The organism is Tistlia sp., from assembly GCF_040905785.1.
Lineage (GTDB): Bacteria > Pseudomonadota > Alphaproteobacteria > Kiloniellales > DSM-21159 > Tistlia.
Genome location: NZ_JBBDQW010000025.1, coordinates 125,404 through 146,676 on the forward strand (window position 1 = coordinate 125,404; position 21,273 = coordinate 146,676).

20 protein-coding genes and 1 pseudogene are annotated in these 21,273 nt (G+C 69.5%); 8 read left to right on the forward strand and 13 right to left on the reverse strand.

What is annotated here, in order from left to right; genetic code table 11:
- Positions 1-2: 2 nt before the first annotated feature.
- The 4 genes from WD341_RS06665 to WD341_RS06680 all read right to left on the reverse strand — a co-directional run bounded on the left by WD341_RS06665 (position 3) and on the right by WD341_RS06680 (position 4,428).
- A complete protein-coding gene (locus WD341_RS06665; protein WP_368424655.1) occupies positions 3-989 on the reverse strand; it encodes an ABC transporter permease in 987 nt (328 codons plus the stop codon).
- 124 nt (positions 990-1,113) lie between these two features.
- Positions 1,114-2,709, reverse strand: a complete 1,596-nt coding sequence (locus WD341_RS06670) for an ABC transporter substrate-binding protein (protein ID WP_368424656.1) — start codon at positions 2,707-2,709, stop codon at positions 1,114-1,116.
- A 257-nt stretch (positions 2,710-2,966) separates the two neighbouring features.
- Positions 2,967-3,632 (reverse strand): LysE family translocator, encoded by a 666-nt coding sequence (locus WD341_RS06675; RefSeq protein WP_368424657.1) that lies wholly within the window; start codon positions 3,630-3,632, stop codon positions 2,967-2,969.
- A 187-nt stretch (positions 3,633-3,819) separates the two neighbouring features.
- The gene (locus WD341_RS06680) at positions 3,820-4,428 is read right to left on the reverse strand and encodes a glutathione S-transferase family protein (RefSeq protein WP_368424658.1); all 609 of its coding nucleotides are present in this window, start codon (positions 4,426-4,428) and stop codon (positions 3,820-3,822) included.
- Positions 4,429-4,586: 158 nt separating this feature from the next.
- Here WD341_RS06680 and WD341_RS06685 point away from each other — a divergent pair, with 158 nt between their 5' ends.
- Positions 4,587-5,081 (forward strand): N-acetyltransferase family protein, encoded by a 495-nt coding sequence (locus WD341_RS06685; RefSeq protein WP_368424659.1) that lies wholly within the window; start codon positions 4,587-4,589, stop codon positions 5,079-5,081.
- A 39-nt stretch (positions 5,082-5,120) separates the two neighbouring features.
- On the opposite strand, the gene WD341_RS06690 is transcribed toward WD341_RS06685, so the two are convergent.
- Positions 5,121-5,468, reverse strand: coding sequence for a hypothetical protein (locus WD341_RS06690; protein ID WP_368424660.1), 348 nt, complete (start codon positions 5,466-5,468; stop codon positions 5,121-5,123).
- Between the two features lie 215 nt (positions 5,469-5,683).
- Positions 5,684-6,484 (reverse strand): 4-hydroxy-tetrahydrodipicolinate reductase, encoded by an 801-nt coding sequence (gene dapB, locus WD341_RS06695; RefSeq protein WP_368424661.1) that lies wholly within the window; start codon positions 6,482-6,484, stop codon positions 5,684-5,686.
- Between the two features lie 110 nt (positions 6,485-6,594).
- Here dapB and WD341_RS06700 point away from each other — a divergent pair, with 110 nt between their 5' ends.
- Positions 6,595-7,983, forward strand: coding sequence for an aspartate aminotransferase family protein (locus WD341_RS06700; protein ID WP_368424662.1), 1,389 nt, complete (start codon positions 6,595-6,597; stop codon positions 7,981-7,983).
- A gap of 86 nt (positions 7,984-8,069) precedes the next feature.
- Here WD341_RS06700 and WD341_RS06705 read toward each other — a convergent pair whose 3' ends face one another.
- Positions 8,070-8,576, reverse strand: a complete 507-nt coding sequence (locus tag WD341_RS06705; RefSeq protein WP_368424663.1) for an N-acetyltransferase family protein — start codon at positions 8,574-8,576, stop codon at positions 8,070-8,072.
- A 190-nt stretch (positions 8,577-8,766) separates the two neighbouring features.
- Here WD341_RS06705 and hemA point away from each other — a divergent pair.
- From hemA to WD341_RS06735, 6 genes and pseudogenes are all read left to right on the forward strand, one after another.
- Positions 8,767-9,986, forward strand: a pseudogene (hemA, locus tag WD341_RS06710) (5-aminolevulinate synthase).
- A gap of 204 nt (positions 9,987-10,190) precedes the next feature.
- Entirely contained in the window at positions 10,191-11,285 is a 1,095-nt protein-coding gene (locus WD341_RS06715) for an ABC transporter ATP-binding protein (protein ID WP_368424664.1), read from the forward strand.
- Positions 11,286-11,375: 90 nt separating this feature from the next.
- Complete coding sequence (locus WD341_RS06720) at positions 11,376-12,461, forward strand: ABC transporter substrate-binding protein (protein WP_368424665.1); 1,086 nt, start codon at positions 11,376-11,378, stop codon at positions 12,459-12,461.
- 83 nt (positions 12,462-12,544) lie between these two features.
- Entirely contained in the window at positions 12,545-13,816 is a 1,272-nt protein-coding gene (locus WD341_RS06725; RefSeq protein WP_368424666.1) for an ABC transporter permease, read from the forward strand.
- 11 nt (positions 13,817-13,827) lie between these two features.
- Complete coding sequence (locus tag WD341_RS06730; RefSeq protein WP_368424667.1) at positions 13,828-14,694, forward strand: ABC transporter permease; 867 nt, start codon at positions 13,828-13,830, stop codon at positions 14,692-14,694.
- A gap of 100 nt (positions 14,695-14,794) precedes the next feature.
- The gene (locus WD341_RS06735) at positions 14,795-15,718 is read left to right on the forward strand and encodes a DMT family transporter (RefSeq protein ID WP_368424668.1); all 924 of its coding nucleotides are present in this window, start codon (positions 14,795-14,797) and stop codon (positions 15,716-15,718) included.
- A gap of 163 nt (positions 15,719-15,881) precedes the next feature.
- On the opposite strand, the gene WD341_RS06740 is transcribed toward WD341_RS06735, so the two are convergent.
- The 6 genes from WD341_RS06740 to WD341_RS06765 form a co-directional block, all read right to left on the reverse strand.
- Positions 15,882-16,634: an ABC transporter ATP-binding protein gene (locus WD341_RS06740; RefSeq protein WP_368424669.1), complete on the reverse strand. Its 753-nt coding sequence runs from the start codon at positions 16,632-16,634 to the stop codon at positions 15,882-15,884.
- Positions 16,627-17,508: an ABC transporter permease gene (locus tag WD341_RS06745; protein WP_368424670.1), complete on the reverse strand. Its 882-nt coding sequence runs from the start codon at positions 17,506-17,508 to the stop codon at positions 16,627-16,629. Before WD341_RS06745 ends, WD341_RS06740 begins: the two co-directional genes overlap by 8 nt.
- Positions 17,509-17,515: 7 nt before the next feature.
- Positions 17,516-18,517, reverse strand: coding sequence for an aliphatic sulfonate ABC transporter substrate-binding protein (locus WD341_RS06750; RefSeq protein ID WP_368424671.1), 1,002 nt, complete (start codon positions 18,515-18,517; stop codon positions 17,516-17,518).
- A gap of 479 nt (positions 18,518-18,996) precedes the next feature.
- Positions 18,997-19,935 carry an FAD-dependent thymidylate synthase gene (thyX, locus tag WD341_RS06755; RefSeq protein WP_368424672.1) on the reverse strand — a complete coding sequence of 313 codons (939 nt, stop codon included), beginning with the start codon at positions 19,933-19,935 and terminating at the stop codon, positions 18,997-18,999.
- 62 nt (positions 19,936-19,997) lie between these two features.
- A complete protein-coding gene (locus WD341_RS06760; protein WP_368424673.1) occupies positions 19,998-20,525 on the reverse strand; it encodes a 2,4'-dihydroxyacetophenone dioxygenase family protein in 528 nt (175 codons plus the stop codon).
- 24 nt (positions 20,526-20,549) lie between these two features.
- Positions 20,550-21,251: an SDR family NAD(P)-dependent oxidoreductase gene (locus WD341_RS06765; protein ID WP_368424674.1), complete on the reverse strand. Its 702-nt coding sequence runs from the start codon at positions 21,249-21,251 to the stop codon at positions 20,550-20,552.
- Between the last annotated feature and the right edge of the window lie 22 nt (positions 21,252-21,273).

Genomic DNA, 21,273 nt, shown 5'->3' on the forward strand with positions numbered 1-21,273 from the left:
GCTCAATGGGCCGCGCCGCCGAGGGTCTCGGCGCGCAGGCGTGGGTCGACGGCGTAGTAGAGCAGGTCGACGGTCAGGTTGATCATCACGAAGAAGAAGGCCATCAGCATGAGGTAGCAGGACATCACCGGGATATCGACGAACTGGATCGCCTGAAGAAAGAGCCGGCCCATGCCGGGCCAGGCGAAGACGGTCTCGGTGATGATCGAGAAGGCCAGCAGCGAGCCGACCTGCAGGCCCATGATGGTGATCACCGGCACCAGGGTGTTCTTGAGCGCATGGCCGTAGTTGATCGCCCGGTTGCGCAGGCCGCGCGCCTTGGCGAACTTGATGTAGTCGGTGCGCTGCACCTCGAGCATCTCGGCGCGGACCAGGCGCATGATCAGGGTCAGCTGGAACAGCGCCAGCGTGAAGGCCGGCATGATCAGGTGGCTCCAGCCCTGCAGGGTCAGCAGGCCGGTCTCCCAGAACCCGAGATCGATCGTGCCCTGGCGCCCGAAGGTCGGCAGCCAGCCGAGCCAGACGCCGAAGATGAGGATCATCAGGATGCCGATCACGAAGGTCGGCAGGGAGATTCCGATCAGCGACACGCTCAGGAACACCCGGCTGAGCGCGGCGTGCCGCTTCAGGCCGGTGTAGACGCCCATCGGCACGCCGAGCAGCAGCGCCATCAGCGCAGAGATCAGGACCAGCTCGATGGTCGCGGGCAGGGTCGTCGCGATCAGCTCCTCGACCGGCTTGCCCATGCGGTAGGACAGGCCGAATTCGCCCTGGACCGCGTTGCCCAGGAATTTGACGAACTGCACAGGCACCGTGTCGTTGAGGCCGAGCCGCTCGCGCAGCGCGGCGCGCTGCTCGATGGTGGCCTCGGGCCCCAGCATGTTGTTGACGGGATCGCCGGTGAAGCGGAACAGCGCGAAGCTGATGATGCCGACCACGAGCATGACCAGCACGGCCTGGAACAGACGCTGGACGATGAAGGCGAACATTGGGGGCTGTGCCGTTCGGTTGCGGGGTCTTTGGTGCGCGACCGCCTCCGCAGGCGGCCGGTCCGAAAAAGCGACGGCCCGGGCGTCAGCAGCGCCCGGGCCGTCCGTGGGGCCCTGAAGGGCCCTACTTCATCGTGACGTAGCGCAGGTCGACGTCGTTGAAGGGACGCTGGATCACCTCCTCGACGGTGTCGCTCCGCACGCCCCAGGCCAGGGCCTGCTGGTGCAGCGGAAGATGCCCGACGTCGTCCTTGTGGATCTGCATCGCCTCCGCGATCTTGGCGTTGCGCTCCTCCTCGTCGACGGTGACGGCGATCTCGTCCGTCAGCTCCTCGACCTTGGGATTGCTGTAGCGACCGGAGTTCCAGGCGCCCTGGCCGTCACCGTCGATTGTGATGATGTTCTGCAGCATGTTCAGCGCGTCGTAGGAGCCAGGGGTCCAGCCCAGCATGTAGAAGCTGGTGTTGTTGCCCTCCGCCGAGCCGATCTTGTTGAAGTGCAGCGACTTGGTCTGGGCGTTCAGGGTCACGCTGATCCCGATCCGCTCGAGCATCGGCACCACAGAGGTGCAGATCGCCTCGTCGTTGACGTAGCGGTCGTTCGGGCAGTCCAGGGTCACCGGGAAGCCGTCCGCGTAGCCGGCCTCGGCCAGCAGCTTCTTCGACAGCTCGGGGTCGTGCTCGTAGGGGGTGTTGAGGCTCTCGTCGAAGCCGTTGATGCCCGGCGCGATCATCAGGCCGGTCGGCGCCGAGGCGCCGCGCATCACGACGCGCTGGATTGCCGTCAGGTCGATGGCGTGGGCGAAGGCCTTGCGGACCCGGACGTCCTTGAAGGGATTCTTGCCGGAGCCGGGCATGTCCAGCAGCTCGTCGCGCCACTGGTCGAAGCCCAGGAAGATGGTGCGCAGCTCGGGGCCCTGGAGCACCTCGACGTTGGGGTCCTGGCTCAGGCGCTGCACGTCCTGCAGCGGCACCGGGTACATCAGGTCGATCTCGCCCGACAGCAGCGCGGCGACCCGCGTCGCGTCGCTCGGGATCGGCGTGAAGACCGCCTCGGTGACGTTGGTGGTCAGCTGGTCGGCGCCCCAGTAGTCGGGATTGCGCTCCAGCACCAGGCGATTGTCCTGAACCCACTCCTTGACCTTGAAGGGTCCGGTGCCGTTGGCGTTCAGGTTGGCCCAGTTGGTCTTGCCGGCGCCGCGCACCACCTCGACCGCGTTGTTCTCCTCCATGAACTCCTGATCGACGATGAAGAAGTTCGGCATGTTGAGGAGCAGGATCGGGTCGGGCCCCTTGGTCGTGATCTCGACCTCGTGGTCGCCGATCTTCTTGACGTCTTCCACGGACGAGAGCGCAAAGCTCATGTCCGAGGTCTCCTGCGTCTGGCGCTTGAAGGAGAAGACGACGTCGTCGGCGTTGAAGGGGTTGCCGTTGTGGAAGGTGACGCCCTCGCGCAGCTTGAAGCGCCAGGTGGTGTCGTCGATGCGCTCCCATTCAGTCGCGAGCTCGGGCTCGAGCGAGAGGTCCGGCTTCCGATGGAGCAGGCCGCCGTAGACGTTGCCCTTCATCGTGTTGGTCGGACCCTCGTTGTTGATGTGGGGATCCAGGCCGAGGATGTCGCCGGTGGTCGCATATCGGAAGGTCTTCGCTTCGCCGGTGGTGGCGAAGGCGGCGACGGCGGCCAATGCCGCGGCCGTCCACAGACCCGTGCGCAGTCGCATTGTAGTCTCCCTGTTGCCTCAGTTCAGTGGCATCCGTTCTGCCGGATACCGCGTTCGCCCCGCTTTTATTGTCTCTGCCGTTCGGAAGTACCGACGGGAACGACCGGGGCCGGCCGTTCTGGAAGCCGTAACCTTGTCGCAGCGAAACTGCGGTTACAAGCGGAAATCGCCGCGGCGCACAAGCCTTTGCAATCGCAGGGTCGGCGTTCCCGGCGGCCGGTCGGGGCGGCTTTCGGCCGCGCGACGGAGGCGCAGCGTCAGAACAGCATCATCTCGGCAAAGGAGACCAGCGCGCCGACGCCGAAGCCGGCGACCAGGACCCCGAGCCCGACGTTGATGAGGCCGATGGTGCGCGGCGGGATGTGGTGCCGGACCGCGGCGACGCCGCCGGTCAGCAGGCTCCACCAGGCCATCGAGCCGGCGAAGACGCCGGCGATGATCACGCCGTTGGCGAGCATGCCGGGCGGGCGGTCGTGCAGCAGGCCGAGGCCCGCGAAGACGCCCAGGAAGGCGATCAGCGTCGCCGGGTTGATGATGGTCAGGGCGAAGCCGGCGACCAAGCCGCCGCCGGCCTTGTCGTACTTGAGCGCGATCGGCGCCGGCTCCGTGTGCCGCAGCTTTTCGATCAGGCTCCGGCTCTGGCGAATCATGCGGATGCCGAAGACCAGCAGGAACAGGCCGCCGAACAGGCGCAGCCAAGCCTCGTACTCCCACAGGAGCTCGGTGACCAGCGACAGGCCGAAGACCGCGCCCGTCGCCAGCAGGGTGTCCGCCACGGCGGCGCCGAAGCCGGTAACCAGGCCGACGACCCACAGCCCCTGCAGCGCCCGCCGCAGGCAGAGCGCGCCGATCGCGCCGACCGGCACCGCGACCACGAAGCCGCCGACCAGGGATTTCAGGAACAGCACGACGAGCGGCGACACCAATCGGGGTCCGGGACTGCCAAGGGAAAGGGCGACGAGGTGACGGCCAAGCAAGGCCGCCTCCAGCCCCGCCGGCCGATCGCGCCGCCGCCCGGCTCCCGCTCTATACCAGCGGGCCGCCGAGGGACGCTACCGGGGAGCGCCCGGCCCGCCCGCTCCGGCGGCGCGGGAGCGACGGCCGCTCGTCCTAGTCAACGTCGCTGAGGCGGCGATGTTCGGGCTGTGCCGCGACTCTTTTCAGCCAGGCGCCGATCGCCGGGTAGGCAGACAGCTCGTAGCCGCCGTCGTCGGCGAGGTGGCTGTAGGCATAAAGTGCGATGTCGGCGATCGAGTAGCGCTCGCCGACGAGGAAGGTCCGGTCCTTGAGATGGGCTTCCATCACCGCCAGCGCCTGCTGGCCGCGCAGGCGCAGCTCGGGGAGCTGCCGCCGGCGCGGATGGTCCTCCGGCAGGTGGCGCAGGATGTAGCGGGCGACGGCGACGTAGGGCTCGTGGCTGTACTGCTCGAAGAACAGCCATTGCAGCACCAGCGCCCGCGCGTAGGCCGTCGACGGCAGGAAGGCGCTGCCCTCTGCCAGGTAGCAGAGGATGGCGTTCGATTCTGCGAGCGGCCGACCGTTCTCAAGCAGCAGGGTCGGGATCCGGCCGTTCGGGTTGATCGCGAGGAACTCTTCGGTGCGGGTCTCGCCGCGATCGATGTCGAGCTCGATCCGCTCGTACCGCCGGCCGAGCTGCGCCAGCAGCAGGCGCACCTTGTAGCCGTTCCCGGAGTCCTGGTAGTCGTAGAGCTTGAGCATGGCGGCAGCCCCCTCGCCTTAGAGACCCAGCGAGTTGCCGCCGCCGCCCGGCCGCGCGCAAGATAGAAGTTCTAACCTTCGCCCCAGGAAAATTCGGGTGCAGGTGAAGTCGGATGCGGGTATGCGGGCGATCCGAGCAAGTGCCCGACCAAGAGGCCATGAGCGACACCCGGACGCCCCTCCCCGACTGCAGGATCCGCCCGGCGACCCGGGCCGACGCCGGGACGATCGGCGCCCTGGTCCACCGCCTCCTCGCCGGGATCATGGCGCCGGGCCAGGTGCCGCCCGCCGACGTGCTTGCCGAGGCCGCCCGGCGCCTGTTCGACGAGGGACCCGGCTTCGCCGCCTACCTGGCCGAGGAGGCCGACGGCCGGCCGGCCGGCCTGCTGACCCTGACCGAGCTCGGCGCCGTCTTCGCGCGCGGCCGCTTCGGCGAGGTCGCGGAGCTCTACGTCGAGCCCGGCTGGCGCTCCCGCCAGCTCGGCGCACGACTGGTCGAGACGGCCGTCGCCCATGGCCGGCGCGTCGGCTGGACCCGGCTGGAGCTGACCGCGCCCCACGCCGAGGACGCGCCCGACGCCAGCCGCGCCTGGGCCTTCTACCGACGCCTCGGCTTCCTCGAAGCCGGCCCGCGCATGAAGGTCAAGCTGTAGGAGCGCCGCGCGCGGCGCTCCTACAGCGGCGCACGCAGATCAGTCGGTCTTCATGCCCTCGATCAAGGTCTCGGCGCAGGAGGTCGCAACCTCGGACTGGTACTTCTCGCTGACGTTGTCGACCCAACCGGCCTCGATAACGAAGTCGTCGCGCTTCCAGCTGCTCTCGGCCTTCAGCGGCTCGAGCTTCTCCGGCTCCAGCTCCGCCTTGGCGAGGCAGAGCGGGGTTAAGACCTGGACGACCGCCGCCTCCGCGCTCGCCGTCTCCATGTCGCCCGCGGTGCCGCCGGTGACCCAGCCGCCCCAGGCGAAGCCGATGACGATGGCGGCGGCGGCGCCGCCGGCCGCCCCCCAGAGCGCGGGCTTGATCCATACCGGTGTATTCATGTCGAGATCTCCTGTTCTGGGAATTGCATAGACCAATATCTTCGATCTATTTGCTATGGCCTTGACTATCCATACCACAATCCGCCGCAATATGCAGATTAGACTTTTTGGATTCTGGATTCCGGCACCGGAAAACTCGTCGCGCCGCCGGAATTCATTTCGCGAGGTGGCCGAAATCGCTCGCTCGCCCCGCCTACTCGACCCGCCTACTCCGCCTAGTCGAACAGCAGCTGGTCGAGGCCGCGCTTGAGGCCGACGAAGCCGCCGACCCGTCGCGCCCCCAGCAGCGTGCCCTGGGCATAGACCGAGGCGTCGGTGCCGGCGTCGTGGGTCAGCTTGAGGCGCGCGCCCGGCACGGTGAAGAGCGCATCGACCGAGGCGGTGTAGCTCGGCAGGCGCACCGAATGGACCTGCACGCCGTTGATCGAGCCGCCGCGCAGCTCCTTCGGCCCGATCGTCTGCTCGATCGGGTGGTCGAGGCGCGGCCGGCGCACCTCCCCCAGCCGCTCGGCCAGCTCCCGGGCGGTGCCGCTGGGGGCGTCGGGCTTGGCCGCCTTGGCGTAGTCGATGACCTCGAAGTGCTCGATGAAGCGCGCGGCGATGAGGGCGAAGTGGCTGAGCAGGGCCGCGGTGATCGCGAAGTTGCCGGAGGCCAGCACGCCGCGCCCCGCGGCCCGCGCCGCGGCGTCGAGCTCGGCGTAGTCCTCGGCGATCAGCCCGGAGGTGCCGACGACGACCGAGACGCCGCGGGCCAGCGCCGTCAGCGCGTGGTCCTTGACCGCCGAGGGATGGGTGTAGTCGACCAGCACGTCGGCCTCGGCGGCGGCGAGCGCCGCCTCGACCGAGGCCGCGATCTCGAGTCCGGCGGGCGCGCGCCCGAGCGCCTCGCCGAGGTCCTGCCCGGCCGAGCGGCGCGCGACCGCGCCGACCAGGGTGACGTCCTCGGCATCGAGCGCCGCCGCCGCCACGGCACGCCCCGTCCAGCCGGTCGCTCCGGCAAGGCAGATCCTCGTCATTTCCTGCATGTCTCCCCTGTTCGTGCCGATCCGGGCGCGGCGTCGCTTGCTGCCGTTCCAGACGCGGACTAGGCTAGCGCCGTTTCCAACAAGCTTCCGGAGTTTCCGCCATGGCCTCCCGCGCCAATTCGCCCGAGTTCCGCGACGTCGCGGTCCACCTGCATCCCTACACCAACGCCCGCAAGCACGAAGAGAAGGGCGCCATGGTGATCGAGCGCGGCGAGGGCATCTACGTCTACGACACCGCCGGCAAGCAGTACATCGAGGGCCTGGCGGGCCTGTGGAGCGTCGCCGTCGGCTTCGGCCAGGACCGCCTGGTCAAGGCGGCCGCCGACCAGCTCGCCAAGCTGCCCTACTACCACTCCTTCGCGCACAAGAGCCACGAGCCCTCGATCGCGCTGTCGGAGAAGCTGCTGGCGATGGCGCCGGGCGAGATGAGCAAGGTCTTCTATACCTCCTCCGGCTCCGAGGCCAACGACACCGCCGTCAAGCTGGTGTGGTACTACAACAACGCGATCGGCCGGCCCGAGAAGAAGAAGATCATCGGCCGGATCAAGGGCTACCACGGCATCACCATCGCCTCGGGCAGCCTGACCGGACTACCCGCCAACCACCGCGACTTCGACCTGCCGATCGCCAACATCCTCCACACCGCCTGCCCGCACCACTACCGCTTCGCCTGGGAGGGCGAGAGCGAGGAGGAATTCGCCAGCCGCCTCGCCGGCCAGCTCGACGAGCTGATCCAGCGCGAGGGCCCGGACACCGTCGCCGCCTTCATCGGCGAGCCGGTGATGGGCGCGGGCGGCGTGATCGTGCCGCCGGCGACCTACTGGGACAAGATCCAGAAGGTCTGCCGCAAGCACGACGTGCTGATCATCGCCGACGAGGTGATCAACGGCTTCGGGCGCACCGGCCGGATGTTCGGCAGCGACCTCTACGGGATCGAGCCGGACATGGTGGTCATGTCGAAGGCGCTGACCTCGTCCTACCTGCCGCTCTCGGCCCTGCTGATGAACGACAAGATTTACCAGGGCGTCGCCGACAACACGGCCAAGATCGGCACCTTCGGCCACGGCTTCACCGCCTCGGGCCATCCCGCGGCGACCGCCGTCGCCCTGGAGAACATCAAGCTCATCGAGGAGCTCGACCTGGTCGCCAACGCGGCGAAGCAGGGCGAGATCCTGCAGGGCCGCCTGCGCAAGCTGCTCGACCACCCGCTGGTCGGCGAGGTCCGCGGCGTCGGCATGATCGCCGCCGTCGAGCTGGTCTCCGACAAGAAGACCAAGGCCGGCTTCGACCCGGTCGGCTCGGTCGGGCAGTACTGCTTCGACCGCTGCCAGGAGCACGGCCTGATCCTGCGCAACCTCGGCGACGCGCTCGCCTTCTGCCCGCCGCTGATCATCGACGAGGCGCAGATGAACGAGCTGCTCGACCGCTTCGAGAAGGCGCTGGCGGAGACCCTCGACTGGGCCAACAGCAAGGGCATGGCCGCCGAGTAGGCCGCCTGCCACCCAGGCTTCCGGCGAAGGCCGGGCGGCTCACCCCCGCCCGGCCTTTTGCTTTGGGGGGGGCGCCGCTCGGCCGCTCAGGTGGCGCTGCCGGCTCCCGCCCGTGCCTCGGCGGCCAGGGCCTGCAGGGCGTCGGTCTCGAGCTCACGCAGGTCGACCTGGAAGTCGCCGGCGCCGATGCGGTCGTAGAAACCGATCGCCCGCAGGTTGGTGCGGTGCACGCCCCACCAGATCGAGACCCGTTCCTGCTCGACGGCGATGCGTGACAGCTCGGCCAGCAGCGCGCGGCCGGCGCCGGCGCTGCGCAGCGCCGGGTCGACGAAGAGGTCGCAGAGCCAGAAGCCGCGGGCCATGTAGTCGCTGTTATAGAAGTCGCAGTAGGCGGCGTAGCCGACCAGGGTGCCGGTGCGCTCGGCGACCAGGCAGGCGAAGGGCGGCGGCTCGGCCGAGAGCTGCGCCCACAGCAGCGCCGGCGTCGCCGGCGAGGGCGGCAGCGCGAGGTGGCGGTGCAACTCGACCATCATGGCCGCCAGCCGGTCCAGGTCGCGGTCCGCCGCCGGCCTGATGTGCAAGGTCTCGTCCATCGCCGCCTCGAGGTGTCTTTCCGGTGCGGCAAGGCGCCGACCGGTGCGGCAGGGCGCCGACCGGTGCGGCAGGGCGCCGACCGGTGCGGCAGGGCGCCGCTGGCGAAGCATCCTTCATTGCCCCCGGGTCGGGCAATCTGCGACACTTCCGGGCACCCCGGATCGGAAACACACCCACGGCGATCCCACGATGGATTACGAGGCCTTCTTCGACCAGCGGCTGCGCGCGCTCCAGGCGGAGGGCCGCTACCGGACCTTCGCCGAGCTGGAGCGCCACGTCGGCAGCTTTCCCGGCGCGCTCCGCCACGGCGGCGCGGGGGGCCCCCCCCGCGCCCGGTCACGGTCTGGTGCTCGAACGACTATCTCGGCATGGGCCAGCATCCGGCGGTAATCGAGGCCATGCGGCAGGCTGTGACGCGCTACGGCGCAGGGGCCGGCGGCACCCGCAACATCTCCGGCACGCACCACCTGCACGTCGAGCTGGAGCGCGAGCTCGCCGACCTGCACGGCAAGCCGGCGGCGCTGCTCTTCACCTCGGGCTACGTGTCGAACTGGGCCAGCCTCGGCACGCTGGCCTCGCAGCTGCCCGGCTGCGTCGTGCTGTCGGACGAGATGAATCACGCCTCGATGATCGAGGGCATCCGGCACAGCCGCGCCGAAAAGCAGCTGTTCCGTCACAACGATCCCGAGGACCTCGACCGCCGGCTCGCCGGCCTTGAGCGCGAGCGGCCCAAGCTGGTCGCCTTCGAGAGCGTCTACTCGATGGACGGCGACATCGCGCCGCTCGCCGAGCTCTGCGAGGTCGCCGAGCAGCACGGCGCACTGACCTACCTGGACGAGGTTCACGCCGTCGGGCTCTACGGCCCGCGCGGCGGCGGTATCGCCGAGCGCGACGGGGTGATGGACCGCCTGAGCGTGATCGAGGGCACGCTGGCCAAGGCCTTCGGGGTGATGGGCGGCTACATCGCCGGCTCGACCGCGCTGATCGACTTCGTGCGCTCCCACGCCAGCGGCTTCATCTTCACGACCTCGCTGGCGCCGGCGCTGACCGCGGGCGCCCTGGCCAGCGTGCGCCACCTGAAGGCGAGCGACGCCGAGCGCCGGCGCCAGCAGGCCAACGCCGCCGAGCTGAAGCGCCGTCTGCGTGCGGCCGGCCTGCCGCTGATCGAGAGCGAGAGCCACATCGTGCCCCTGCTGGTCGGCGACGCGCGCCTGTGCAAGGCGGTCAGCGACCTGCTGCTCGAGCGCTTCGCGATCTACGTGCAGCCGATCAACTACCCGACGGTGCCGCGCGGCACCGAGCGTCTGCGCTTCACGCCCTCGCCCTTGCACGAGGCTGCGCAGATCGACTCGTTGGTCCACGCCCTGGAGTCGATCTGGGCCGAGATGGGGCTACGCCGGGCCGCCTAGGCTCCCGACCGGTTGAGCCGTGAGGACAGACCCGCATCCCTTGCGGGTTGTTGTGCGCTGCCAAAAATCCGACTCGAAATCGCTGCGGCCTTGCAATAGCATCCAGCTATCGGGCTGCAGCAAGACAGCCATACGAAAATGTCAGGGGATGAAACGGCCGTGCGGACGCGGGGAATCGTGGGCGACGCGGGAGCCGGGCAGGGAATGACGAAAAACAAAGACGTACTGGTACGATTCGCAGGCGTACAGAAAAGCTATGACGGCGAGACGCTGGTCGTCAAAAACCTCGACATCGAGATCAGCCGCGGGGAGTTCCTGACGCTCCTCGGGCCGTCCGGGTCCGGCAAGACGACGACGCTGATGATGCTGGCGGGTTTCGAGACGCCGACCCACGGCGACATCGAGCTCGGCGGCCGCAGGCTGAACAACGTGCCGCCGCACAAGCGCGACATCGGCATGGTGTTCCAGAACTACGCCCTGTTCCCGCACATGACGGTGAACGAGAACCTCGCCTTCCCCCTGCAGGTCCGCAAGGTGCCGAAGAGCGAGGTCCAGCGCCGCGTCGAGCGCGCCCTCGAGATGGTTCAGCTGGCCAAGTTCGGCAACCGGCGGCCGGCGCAGCTTTCGGGCGGCCAGCAGCAGCGCGTCGCCCTGGCCCGCGCCCTGGTCTTCGAGCCGACGCTGGTGCTGATGGACGAGCCGCTCGGCGCCCTCGACAAGCAGCTGCGCGAGCAGATGCAGCTCGAGATCAAGCACCTCCACGACCAGCTCGGCATCACCGTGGTGTACGTGACCCACGACCAGTCCGAGGCGCTGACCATGTCCGACCGCATCGCGGTCTTCAACGACGGCGTCATCCAGCAGCTCGCGACCCCCGCGGACCTCTACGAGTGTCCCGACAACGCCTTCGTCGCCCAGTTTATCGGCGAGAACAACCGGCTCAGCGGCAGGGTCTCGAGGCTGAACGGCGGTACCGCCTGCACGGTCACCCTGGCCTGCGGCAGCGAGGTCCAGGCCCTGGCCGTCAACATCTCCGGCGAGGGCAGCGCGACGACCCTCTCGCTGCGCCCGGAGCGGGTGCGGATCGATCCGCCCCAGGGCGCCCTGCCCAACGTCTTCGACGCCCGCGTCGAGGAGCTGATCTATCTCGGCGACCACATCCGCACCCGCTGCAGCCTCGCGGGCAGCGACGATTTCGTCGTCAAGGTCCCGAACGCGCAGGGCCACAGCCGCCTGGTCAAAGGCAGCCAGGTCAAGCTCGGCTGGGCGGTCGAGGATTGCCGCGCGCTCGACGCCTAGCGGCGTCCGGGGTCGGCAGTCGTGTTCCCCCGAGGGGGCGTTCCAATGGGCCGCACGAAAGCCGGCCGTAAAACAGGGAGAGCAGAAGCAATGAACAATCTTTTGAAGACCACGGCGTTGGCACTGGCGCTCGGCGGTCTGGCTGCCGGCGCTGCGAGCGCCGAGTCGCTGACCGTCGTCTCCTGGGGTGGCGCCTACACCAAGAGCCAGGTCGAGGCCTACCACAAGCCCTACACCGAGAAGACCGGCGTCGAGATCATCTCGGCCGACTACAACGGCGGCCTGGCCGAGGTGAAGGCGCAGGTCGAGGCCGGCAACGTCACCTGGGACCTGATCGACGTAGAGCTCTCCGACGCCGTGCGCGGCTGCGACGAAGGTCTTTTCGAGCCGCTCGACCCAGAAATGCTGCCGCCGGCTCCCGACGGCACCCCGGCGACCGAGGACTTCCTGCCCGGTACCCTGGCCGACTGCGCCATCACGACCATCATCTGGTCGACCGTCTACGCCTACGACGACACCAAGTTCCCGGATGAGAAGCCGACCACCATGGCCGACTTCTTCGACGTCGAGAAGTTCCCCGGCAAGCGCGCCCTGCGCAAGAACCCCAAGGCAACGCTGGAGATGGCCTTGCTCGGCGACGGCGTGCCGGCGGAGGAGGTCTACGAACTGCTGGAGACCGCCGAGGGCCGGGACCGGGCCTTCGCCAAGCTCGATTCCATCAAGGACCACATCGTGTGGTGGGAAGCCGGCGCTCAGCCCCCGCAGATGCTGGCGGACGGCGAGGTCGTCATGGCGACCTCCTACAACGGTCGCGTCTTCAACGCGGTCGCCGTCGAGAACAAGCCCTTCGTCATCGTTTGGGACGGCCAGATCTGGGACCTCGACATGTGGGCAATCCCGACCGGCGCGCCGAACAAGGAGCGGGCGCTGGACTTCATCAAGTTCTCGACCGACACCCAGCGCCTCGCCGACCAGGCCTCGTGGATTTCCTACGGGCCGGCCCGCAAGTCATCGGTGCCGCTGATCGGCAAGCATGCCGTCGCCGGTATGGATATGCTGGAGCACATGCCGACGGCGCCCGACAACTTCACCAATGCGCTGCAGAACGACTTCGAGTTCTGGGCGGACTACCAGGACGAGCTGAACGAGCGCTTCGCCGCCTGGCTCGCCCAGTAGACCGCGACCGGAGGGGGCGGCCGCCCGGCGGCCCCCTCCGCCTTTGCTGAGAGTTCGCTTTCATCCGGTCGGGGGGCTTCGAGATGGCGCAGGCGACGGTCGAGGAGCTGCGGGGACTGACCACGGCGGACGGCACGCCGCTGCGTCGGGCGCTGCACCGCGCCGAGCGCCGCGCCAAGCTGCGCGCCTTTCTGCTGGTCGCGCCGCTGCTCGCCTTCCTCAGCGTCACCTTCATCTACCCGATCGCCCAGATGCTCTGGCGCAGCGTCCACGACGCGACCGTCTCGGAACTGCTGCCGAACACCGGCGCGGCGCTTCGCGACTGGGAGGATCGCAGCCAGCTGCCGCCGGAATCGGTCTTCGCCGCCTTTGCCGGCGACCTCGAGCAGAGCGCGGCGGACCGCACCATCGGCCAGGTCGCGACAAGGGTAAACTTCGAGGAAGGCGGCCTGCGCAGCACCTTCACGCGGACGGCCCGGCGCATCGACGACGCCGAGGGCGTGACGAGCTGGCGCGACTGGTTCCTGGAGCAGAACGAAGACTGGGGCAAGCTCGGGACCTGGGCGGTAATCGAGAGGCTGAGCCACCCGATCTCGGCCATGCAGTACGTCGCCGCCCTGGACCGCCAGTACACCGTCGAGGGCGAGATCGTCCGGGCGCCGGAGGAGCGGCGGATCTACGTGCCGATCTTCATGCGCACGCTGTGGATGTCGCTGCTGGTGACCGGGCTCACCCTGCTGCTCGGCTACCCGATCGCCTACCTGCTGGCGACCCTGCCGCTGCGCACCAGCAACCTGCTGATGATCATGGTGCTGCTGCCCTTCTGGACCTCGCTGCTGGTGCGCACGACCTCCTGGATCGTGATCCTCGGCACCGAGGGTGTGCTCAACGACGTCCTGGTCTGGCTCGGCATCCTGTCCGAGGCCGGCCGCGTCCAGCTGATCTACAACCAGACCGGCACCGTGATCGCGATGACGCAGATCCTGCTGCCCTTCATGGTGCTGCCGCTCTACTCGGTGATGAAGACGATCTCGCCGAGCTACATGCGCGCGGCCATGTCGCTCGGCGCGCCGCGCTTCCTGGCGTTCTGGCGCGTCTACGCGCCCAACACCCTGCCCGGCGTCGGCGCCGGGGCGCTGCTCGTCTTCATCCTGTCGATCGGCTACTACATCACGCCGGCCCTGGTCGGCGGCCGCACCGGCCAGATGATCTCCAACTTCATCGCCTTCCACATGCAGTCCTCGCTGAACTGGGGCCTGGCGGCGGCGCTCGGCGGCATCCTGCTGGCCGGCGTGCTGCTCCTCTACGCGCTCTACAACCGCCTGGTCGGCGTCGAGAAGCTGTCGCTGGGCTGAAGGAACGCCGCATGTACTACCTGACCTCCCTGCCCAGCTACGCCAGCACGCTCGAGAAGATCTGGTACGTCCTCTTCCGGGTGATCTGCGGCTTCGTCTTCCTGTTCCTGATCGCGCCGATCCTGATCATCATCCCGCTGTCCTTCAACGCCGAGCCCTACTTCACCTTCACCGAGGGCATGCTGGCGCTCGAGCGGTCGGCCTTCTCGACCCGCTGGTACGAGATGTTCATGAGCGACGCCCGCTGGATGAACTCGGTCAAGAACTCGGTCGTGGTCGCCTTCTTCTCGACGATCCTGGCGACGGCCCTGGGCACGACGGCGGCGCTCGGCCTGTCGCGCAGCCTGATGCCCGCGCGCACCTTCTTCATGTCGGTGCTGATCTCGCCGATGGTCGTGCCGCTGATCATCACGGCCGCCGGCATCTACTTCTTCTACTCCAGCGTCGGCCTGACGAACTCGCTGGTCGGCATCATCCTGGCGCACACCGCGCTCGGCACGCCCTTCGTGGTGATCACCGTCACCGCGACCCTGATCGGCTTCGACCACTCTTTGACCCGCGCCTCGGCGATGCTCGGCGCCGATCCGCGCCAGACCTTCTTCAAGATCACCATGCCGCTGATCATGCCCGGCGTGATCTCGGGCGCCCTCTTCGCCTTCGTGACTTCCTTCGACGAGGTCGTGGTGGTGCTCTTCATCGCGCTCAATCCCGCCGAGTACACGATCCCGCGCCAGATGTGGTCGGGCATCCGCGAGCAGATCAGCCCGGCGATCCTGGCCGTGGCGACCTGCCTGATCGGACTGTCGATCGTACTGATGACGGTGCTCGAGCTGCTGCGCCGCCGCTCCGAGCGCCTGCGCGGCATGACCCCGCAGTAGGGCCGGTCCGGAAGGCCCGGGCGGAGGCGCCGCGACGAGGGGCACGACGGCGAAAATTGCATGCCGGCCGGCGCCCCCGCCGGCCCCATGATCGCGCCCCATGACGCCGCTGGTGGCCGGACTCGACGAGGAGGGCGCGCGCCTCGCCAGGGGCCGCGCGCTGGTCCTGCTCGCCACCGTCTTCTGGTCGATCGGCGGGCCGCTGGTCCGCTTTATCGAGTCGGCGGAGGCTTGGCAGATCCTGTTCTACCGCTCGTCGTCGCTGGTCGTGTTCCTGCTCGCCTGGCTGCTGCTGACGGAGGGGCGCCGGCTGCCGGCGATGCTGCGCGCGGCCGGCTGGCCGGCGGTGCTCGCCGGCCTCTGCATCGGCGCGACCTTCTCGCTCTACATCCTGGCGATCACCCAGACGACCGTCGCCAACGTGCTGTTCCTGCTGTCCTGCTCCCCGATCCTGGGCGCCGTGCTCGGCCAGTTCCTGCTCGGCGAGGCGGTCCGCCGCACGACCTGGATCGCCATGGCGATCGCCCTGGTCGGCGTCGGCGTCATGGTCGGCGACGGCCTCGCCGCCGGCGGCGCGCTGGGCGACCTGCTGGGTCTAGCGGCGGCACTCGGCTTCGCCCTCTACTCCGTGGTGCTGCGCTGGCGGAAGAAGGCCGACATGCTGCCCTCGGTGCTCTACGGCGGGCTGTTCGGCACGCTGTTCGCGACGACCTTATGCCTGATCGGCGGCCTGCCCTTCGTGCTGAGCCCCGCCGACACGCTCTTCGCCCTGCTGCTCGGCACGCTCAACCTCGGCGTGGGGCTGGTGCTCTACACCCGCGGCGCGCGGCTGCTGCCGGTCGCCGAGGGCACGCTGCTGTCGCTGCTCGAGGTCGTTCTCGGACCGCTGTTGACGTGGCTGCTGGTCGCCGAGGTGCCGAAGCTCTCGACCTTGATCGGCGGCGCGATCCTGCTGCCGGCCGTTCTGATCTACGCCTCGACCGGCCTGCGCCGCCGCCGGCCGCCGACGGCGATGGTGACCTGAGGGGGATGCGGGTCGTGCCGCTCCGGCCCGACCCGCGCCCGTCTCGCTGCTACCGCCGGCACCCCTGCCGATTCAGCCCGAGCGCGCCCGCGCAGCGGGCGCAGTCGAGGGACGCAAGGGGCGGTACCGCTGGCAAGGACTCCCGGGAGCGCCGCCCGCCGCCTCACCCCAGGTCGAGCAGGCCCTCGACGTGGCGCTCCAGGGCGACGGCCTCGGGCTGGTCGCCGCGCCGCGGCCGGGGCAGGTCGACCGGCACGATCTCGACGACCCGTCCCGGGTTGCCGCGCAGCACGACGACGCGGTCGGCCAGGGTCACCGCCTCGGCCAGGTCGTGGGTGACGAACAGCATGGTGAAGCGCTCGGCCGCCCAGAGCTCGAGCAGGTGCGCCTGCATGGCCCGCCGGGTGAAGGCGTCGAGCGCGCCGAAGGGCTCGTCGAGCAGCAGGATCCGCGGCCGCCGCGCCAGCGCCCGGGCGATCGCCACGCGCTGCGCCATGCCGCCGGAGAGCTGGCGCGGCAGCGCCCGCTCGAAGCCCTGCAGCTTGACCTTCTCGAGCGCCTCGGCGGTGCGCCGCTCCTGCTCCTCGCGCGGCAGGTCGGCGAGCGCGAAGCGGACGTTCTCGGCGACCGTCAGCCAGGGCATCAGCCGCGGCTCCTGGAACACCACCCCGACCTCCGGCCGCGGCCCCTCGATCGCCCGTCCGGCAAGCCTGACGGCGCCGCCGCTGGGCGTCTCCAGGCCGGCGACCAGGCGCAGCAGGGTCGACTTGCCGCAGCCGCTGGTGCCGACCAGGGCGACGATCTCGTGCTCCTCGACGCTGAGCGTGACGTCGGCCAGCGCCCGGTGGGCGACGCCGGCCTTGTCCGCGAAGGCCTTGTCGATCTGCCGCAGCTCCAGGATACCGCCGTCAGGCATTGCCGGCCCCCTCCCGGTTCTCCAGGGAGTCCTGCCAGGTCAGCAGGTGGCGGCCGAGGCCGGCGAGCAGGGCGTCGCTGGCCTTGCCGACCAGAGCGAAGAGGATCAGCGAGGCGACGATCAGCGCCGGCCGGCCGGTCATCTGGCCGTCGACCATGAGGAAGCCCAGGCCCTCGCTCGCCCCCATCAGCTCGGCGGCGATGACGAACATCCAGCCCAGCGCCAGGCCGCCGCGCAGGCCGACGAAGTAGCTCGGGAGGGTCGCCGGCACCAGGACCCGGCGGGCGATCTGCCAGCGGCCGAGGCCGTAGACGCGGGCGACCTCGACCAGCTTGCGGTCGGTCTGGCGGATCCCGGCCATCAGGTTCAGGTAGACCGGGAAGAACACGCCGACCGCGATCAGGGCGACCTTCGAGGTCTCGAAGATGCCGAACCACAGGATGAACAGCGGCACCCAGGCCAGGGAGGGCACCGCCTTGAGCGCCTGGATCGTCGGGTCGAGCAGGCTGCGCGCCGCCGCCGAGGCGCCGGTCAGCGTGCCCAGCAGGGTCGCCGCCAGGGTGCCCCAGAGGAAGCCGGCGAAGACCCGCCCCGCGGTCACCGCGACGTGGTCGAAAAGGTCGCCGCTTTGGGCCAGGGCGAGGATCTCGGCGACGACCGCGCCCGGCGTCGGCAGCAGCTGCGGCGAGACCAGGGCGAGCCGGCTCGCCGCCTCCCAGAGCGCCAGGATGGCGAGCGGCAGCAACCAGCCGCTCAGGCCGGAAAGGCGCCGCAGGCCGCGGGCGCCGCCGCGCGACGGAGCGGAGGCGGCGCCTTGCGGCGCCGCCCTGCCCAGGCCGGCTGCGAGCCGGCTTCTCAGTTCTAAGGTGCTCATGGCCGGCTCAGTGGCTCGCCAGGGTCTCGATGTAGGCCGGCTCGATCACCCCCCCGACCACGGCCTCGACGTCGGTGCCCTCGGGCAGCACGCCGATGTCGAGCAGGGTCCGGCCGGCGGCGACGAAGGCCTCGCGGTGCACCGGGCCGATCACCGGGTTCGACAGGTCGGTGCGCTCCAGCAGCTGCTTGTCGGCGACCGCCTCGCTGATCCTGGTCGCCTCGACCAGGACCCGGCGCAGCTCCTCCGGGTGTTCCAGGGCATGCTTGCGGCCGCGCTCGTAGAGCGCCAGGACCCGGCGCACGATCTCCGGGTGCTCGGCGGCGAAGTCCTCGCGGACGTTGAGCACGCCGTAGGTGTTGTAGTCGGGGTTCCGGTAGAACAGCACCGAACCCGACTCGAGCTCGGCCTTGGCCATGTGCGGGTCGAGGCCGGCCCAGGCATCGACCTGGCCGCGCGCCAGGGCGGTGTAGCCGTCGGGGTGCTGCAGCAGCACGGTCTCGATGTCCTTCTCGCCGAGCCCGGCGTCGGCCAGGGCGCGCAGCAGGAAGATGTGCGGATCGGTCCCGCGGGTCACGGCGACGCGCTTGCCCGCGAGGTCCTCGACCTTGGCGATGCCGCTGTCGGGCTGGGTCACCAGCGCGGTCCACTCGGGCTTGGAATAGATGTAGACCGACTGGATCGGCAGGCCGTTGGCGCGGCCGACCACGGCCGCGGCGCCGGCGGTCGAGCCGAAGTCGACGCTGCCGCCGCGCAGGTACTCCAGCGCCTTGTTGGAGCCCAGGCTGAGCACCCAGCGGACGTCGATGTCGTCCTTGGCGAACTCCTCCTCGACCCAGCCCTGGTCCTTGATCAGCAGCGCGACCGGATTGTAGTAGGCGTAGTCGAGGGTGACGCGGTCGAGGTCGGCGGCCTGGGCGGGTCCGTGGCTGCCCGGCAGGCTGCCGGCGGCGAGGCCGAAGGCGGCGGCCGCGGCGAGCGAAAGGACGGAACGGCGGGAAGCGGTCATCGGGGTAGCTCCTCTTCTCCGGCTCCCTCCGGTCGTGCCGGAGCGGGAGCACTGGTGACGAGGCTCTAAGGAACGGGAGGAGAACCGGACGTCCGCCGTCGGTGGGCGCAAAGAGAGAGCCCGCCGAGGCTGACGCGGCGGGCTCCTGGCCCGCTCGCTTTAGCGAGTATTTCTATAGCGCCCGCAAGCTGAGCCTCAAATCGGCGCTTGAGCAGGACGGTAGAACCGGCCCCGAATGCTGTAAACCGCCTAAATGATATATTCCGTCACAGATAATATATTCCGCGCGCGCATTGGTGACTGAAGGGAATAGGGACGGCCCCTCCCCGTCATTCCCGCGCAGGCGGGAATCCATAGTGAATCGGCAATCCTGTCGCCGTGCCCGAGGCGGGCCCCGCCCGTGCAAAGGGCCGCTCTCCATGGATTCCCGCCTCCGCGGGAATGACGGAGTAAGTGCGGGGGCGACGGAAGGAGAGGGCCTAGCCCTCGCGGCCGAGCGTGGCCATGAGCTCGCGCCACTCGCGCGGGCTGAGGCCGCTGGCGGGCTGCTCGACCGTCTCGCCGGCGAGCAGGCGGCGGACGATCTCGAGGCCCTGGCGCGACAGCTGGGCGCCGCCGGAGACGTAGTCCTCGAAGGCCTCGAAGGTCGCCGGCACCCAGCGCCGCACGACGTCGAGCAGGACCTCGGCGTAGGCGCGGATCTCGTACTGGGCGTGGGCATCGGCGCGCAGCGAGAGAAAGTGCAGCAGGTTGTGGAGGTCGACCTTCCAGTACCACTGCGTATAGAAGTTCACCGGCAGGTTCATGCGCGCCAGCTCGCGCGCCAGGCCGGTGCGCCCCTCCTCCAGCACGCTGCCGTCCTCGCGGGCGTTGAGCAGCCGCTCGTAGTGGTCGTAGGCGGTCTCGGCGTCGCCCTTCAGGATCGCCAGCGCCTCGGCCGCCTCGGCGCCCTCGAGGACGTCGCCGCGGCCCTGGCGGTTGGCGGCCGACTGGGCCGCCAGGTGCTCGGGCGCCGGCACGTAGAACTCCCGGTCCAGGATCGAGTAGCGCCCGGAGTACTCGTTGACGTTGGCGGTGCGGTGCCGGATCCATTGCCGCGCGACGAAGATTGGCAGCTTCACGTGGACCTTGAGCTCGCACATCTCGAAGGGCGTGGTGTGGCGGTGCCGCAGCAGGTAGCGGATCAGCCCGCGGTCCTCCTGCACCTTCTTGGTGCCGGTGCCGTAGGAGACGCGCGCCGCCTGCACCACCGCGGCATCGTCGCCCATGTAGTCGACGACGCGCAGGAAGCCGTGGTCGAGCACCGGCAGCGGCTCGTAGAGGATCTCCTCAAGGGCCTCGACGGTCGCTCGGCGGGTCGGGCGGCTGGCGCCGCGCTGCGCCGCGATCTCGGCGCGCTGGTTGTCGCTGACGGGCATGGCGCCAAGCTCCGCCGGCCGGGAGAGTCGAGTCAAGTCGGTCCTCCGGGGTGCGCCGCCCCCTACCGGATGAACTGCTCGACGTAGTCCTCGCCCAGGCCGCAGTCGAGGAAGTGGGCGCGGCACATGTCGATCTTGGTGAAGACGTCCTCGTAGCCGGTCGCCTTACCCCAGGGGTCGACGTAGTACATGATGCCGTTGACCTGGAAGAAGGTGATCATCTCCTCGCAGTCCTCCGGCACCACCAGCGTGTGGGTCTCGCCCGGCGGCTCGAAGACGTAGGAGCCGGTCTCGGCGACCCAGTCGTGCTCCAGGTAGTACCAGCGGCCCTTGAGCACCAGGCCGTGCACCCCCTGGGGATGGCGGTGGCGCGCCAGCACGCCGGACTTGCGGACCTTCAGCAGGTTCATCCAGTAGCCCTGGCTGCGGTTCAGGCAGAGCGGCCGGAACCAGACGTTCTCGGCCTGCGGCACCCAAAGGCGCTCGTCCTCGGGGATCGCCGAGGGCACGACGATCTCGGTCAGCGCGTCCTTCGGGAAGGGCAGCTGATACGGCATGCGGCTGGTGTCTTCGGTCTCGTCCTGCGCCATTCGTGGCGTCTCCCTTCCTATGGTTCAGACGGCCAGGTAGCCGCCGTCGACCGGCAGCACGGCGCCGGTCGTGAAGCTCGCCTTGTCGGACAGCAGCCAGGCGACCTGCTCGCCGACCTCGCGCGGCAGGCCCCAGCGGCCCAGCGGCGTGCGGCCGAGGATCGCCGCTTCGCGCGCCTTGTCGTCGCGCAGGCCCTGGGTCATGCCGGTCTCGATCCAGCCAGGGGCGACGGCGTTGACGCGGATGCCCTCGGCCGCCCACTTGGCGGCCAGCGCCTTGGTCAGCTGGGCGACGCCGCCCTTGGAGGCCGAGTAGGCCGGGACCATCGGGCCGCCGAAGAAGCTCAGCATCGAGGCGGTGTTGACGATCGCGCCGCGGGCTTCCGCGAGCAGCGGCCGGCAGGCGACGCAGAGGCGCATGGTGCCGACCAGGTTGACGTCGATCACGCGCTGGAAGGTCTCCAGGTCGTACTCCTGGCCGCGCAGCAGGATGCCGGCGCAGTTGACCAGCCCGTCCAGCCGTTCGAGGCCGCCGACCAGCGCCTCGACCGCGGCCTGGTCGGTGACGTCGAGCGGCCGCGCGGTCAGCCGCTCGTGCGGCGGGCAGCCGGCGACCTCCTGCTCCGAGACCCCGGTCGCGGTGACCGACCAACCGGCCTCGAGCAGCACCTCGACGACGCCGTAGCCGATCCCGCGGGTCCCGCCGGTCACCAGCGCATGCTTCACTGCAGGTCTCCTTGTCGTTTTC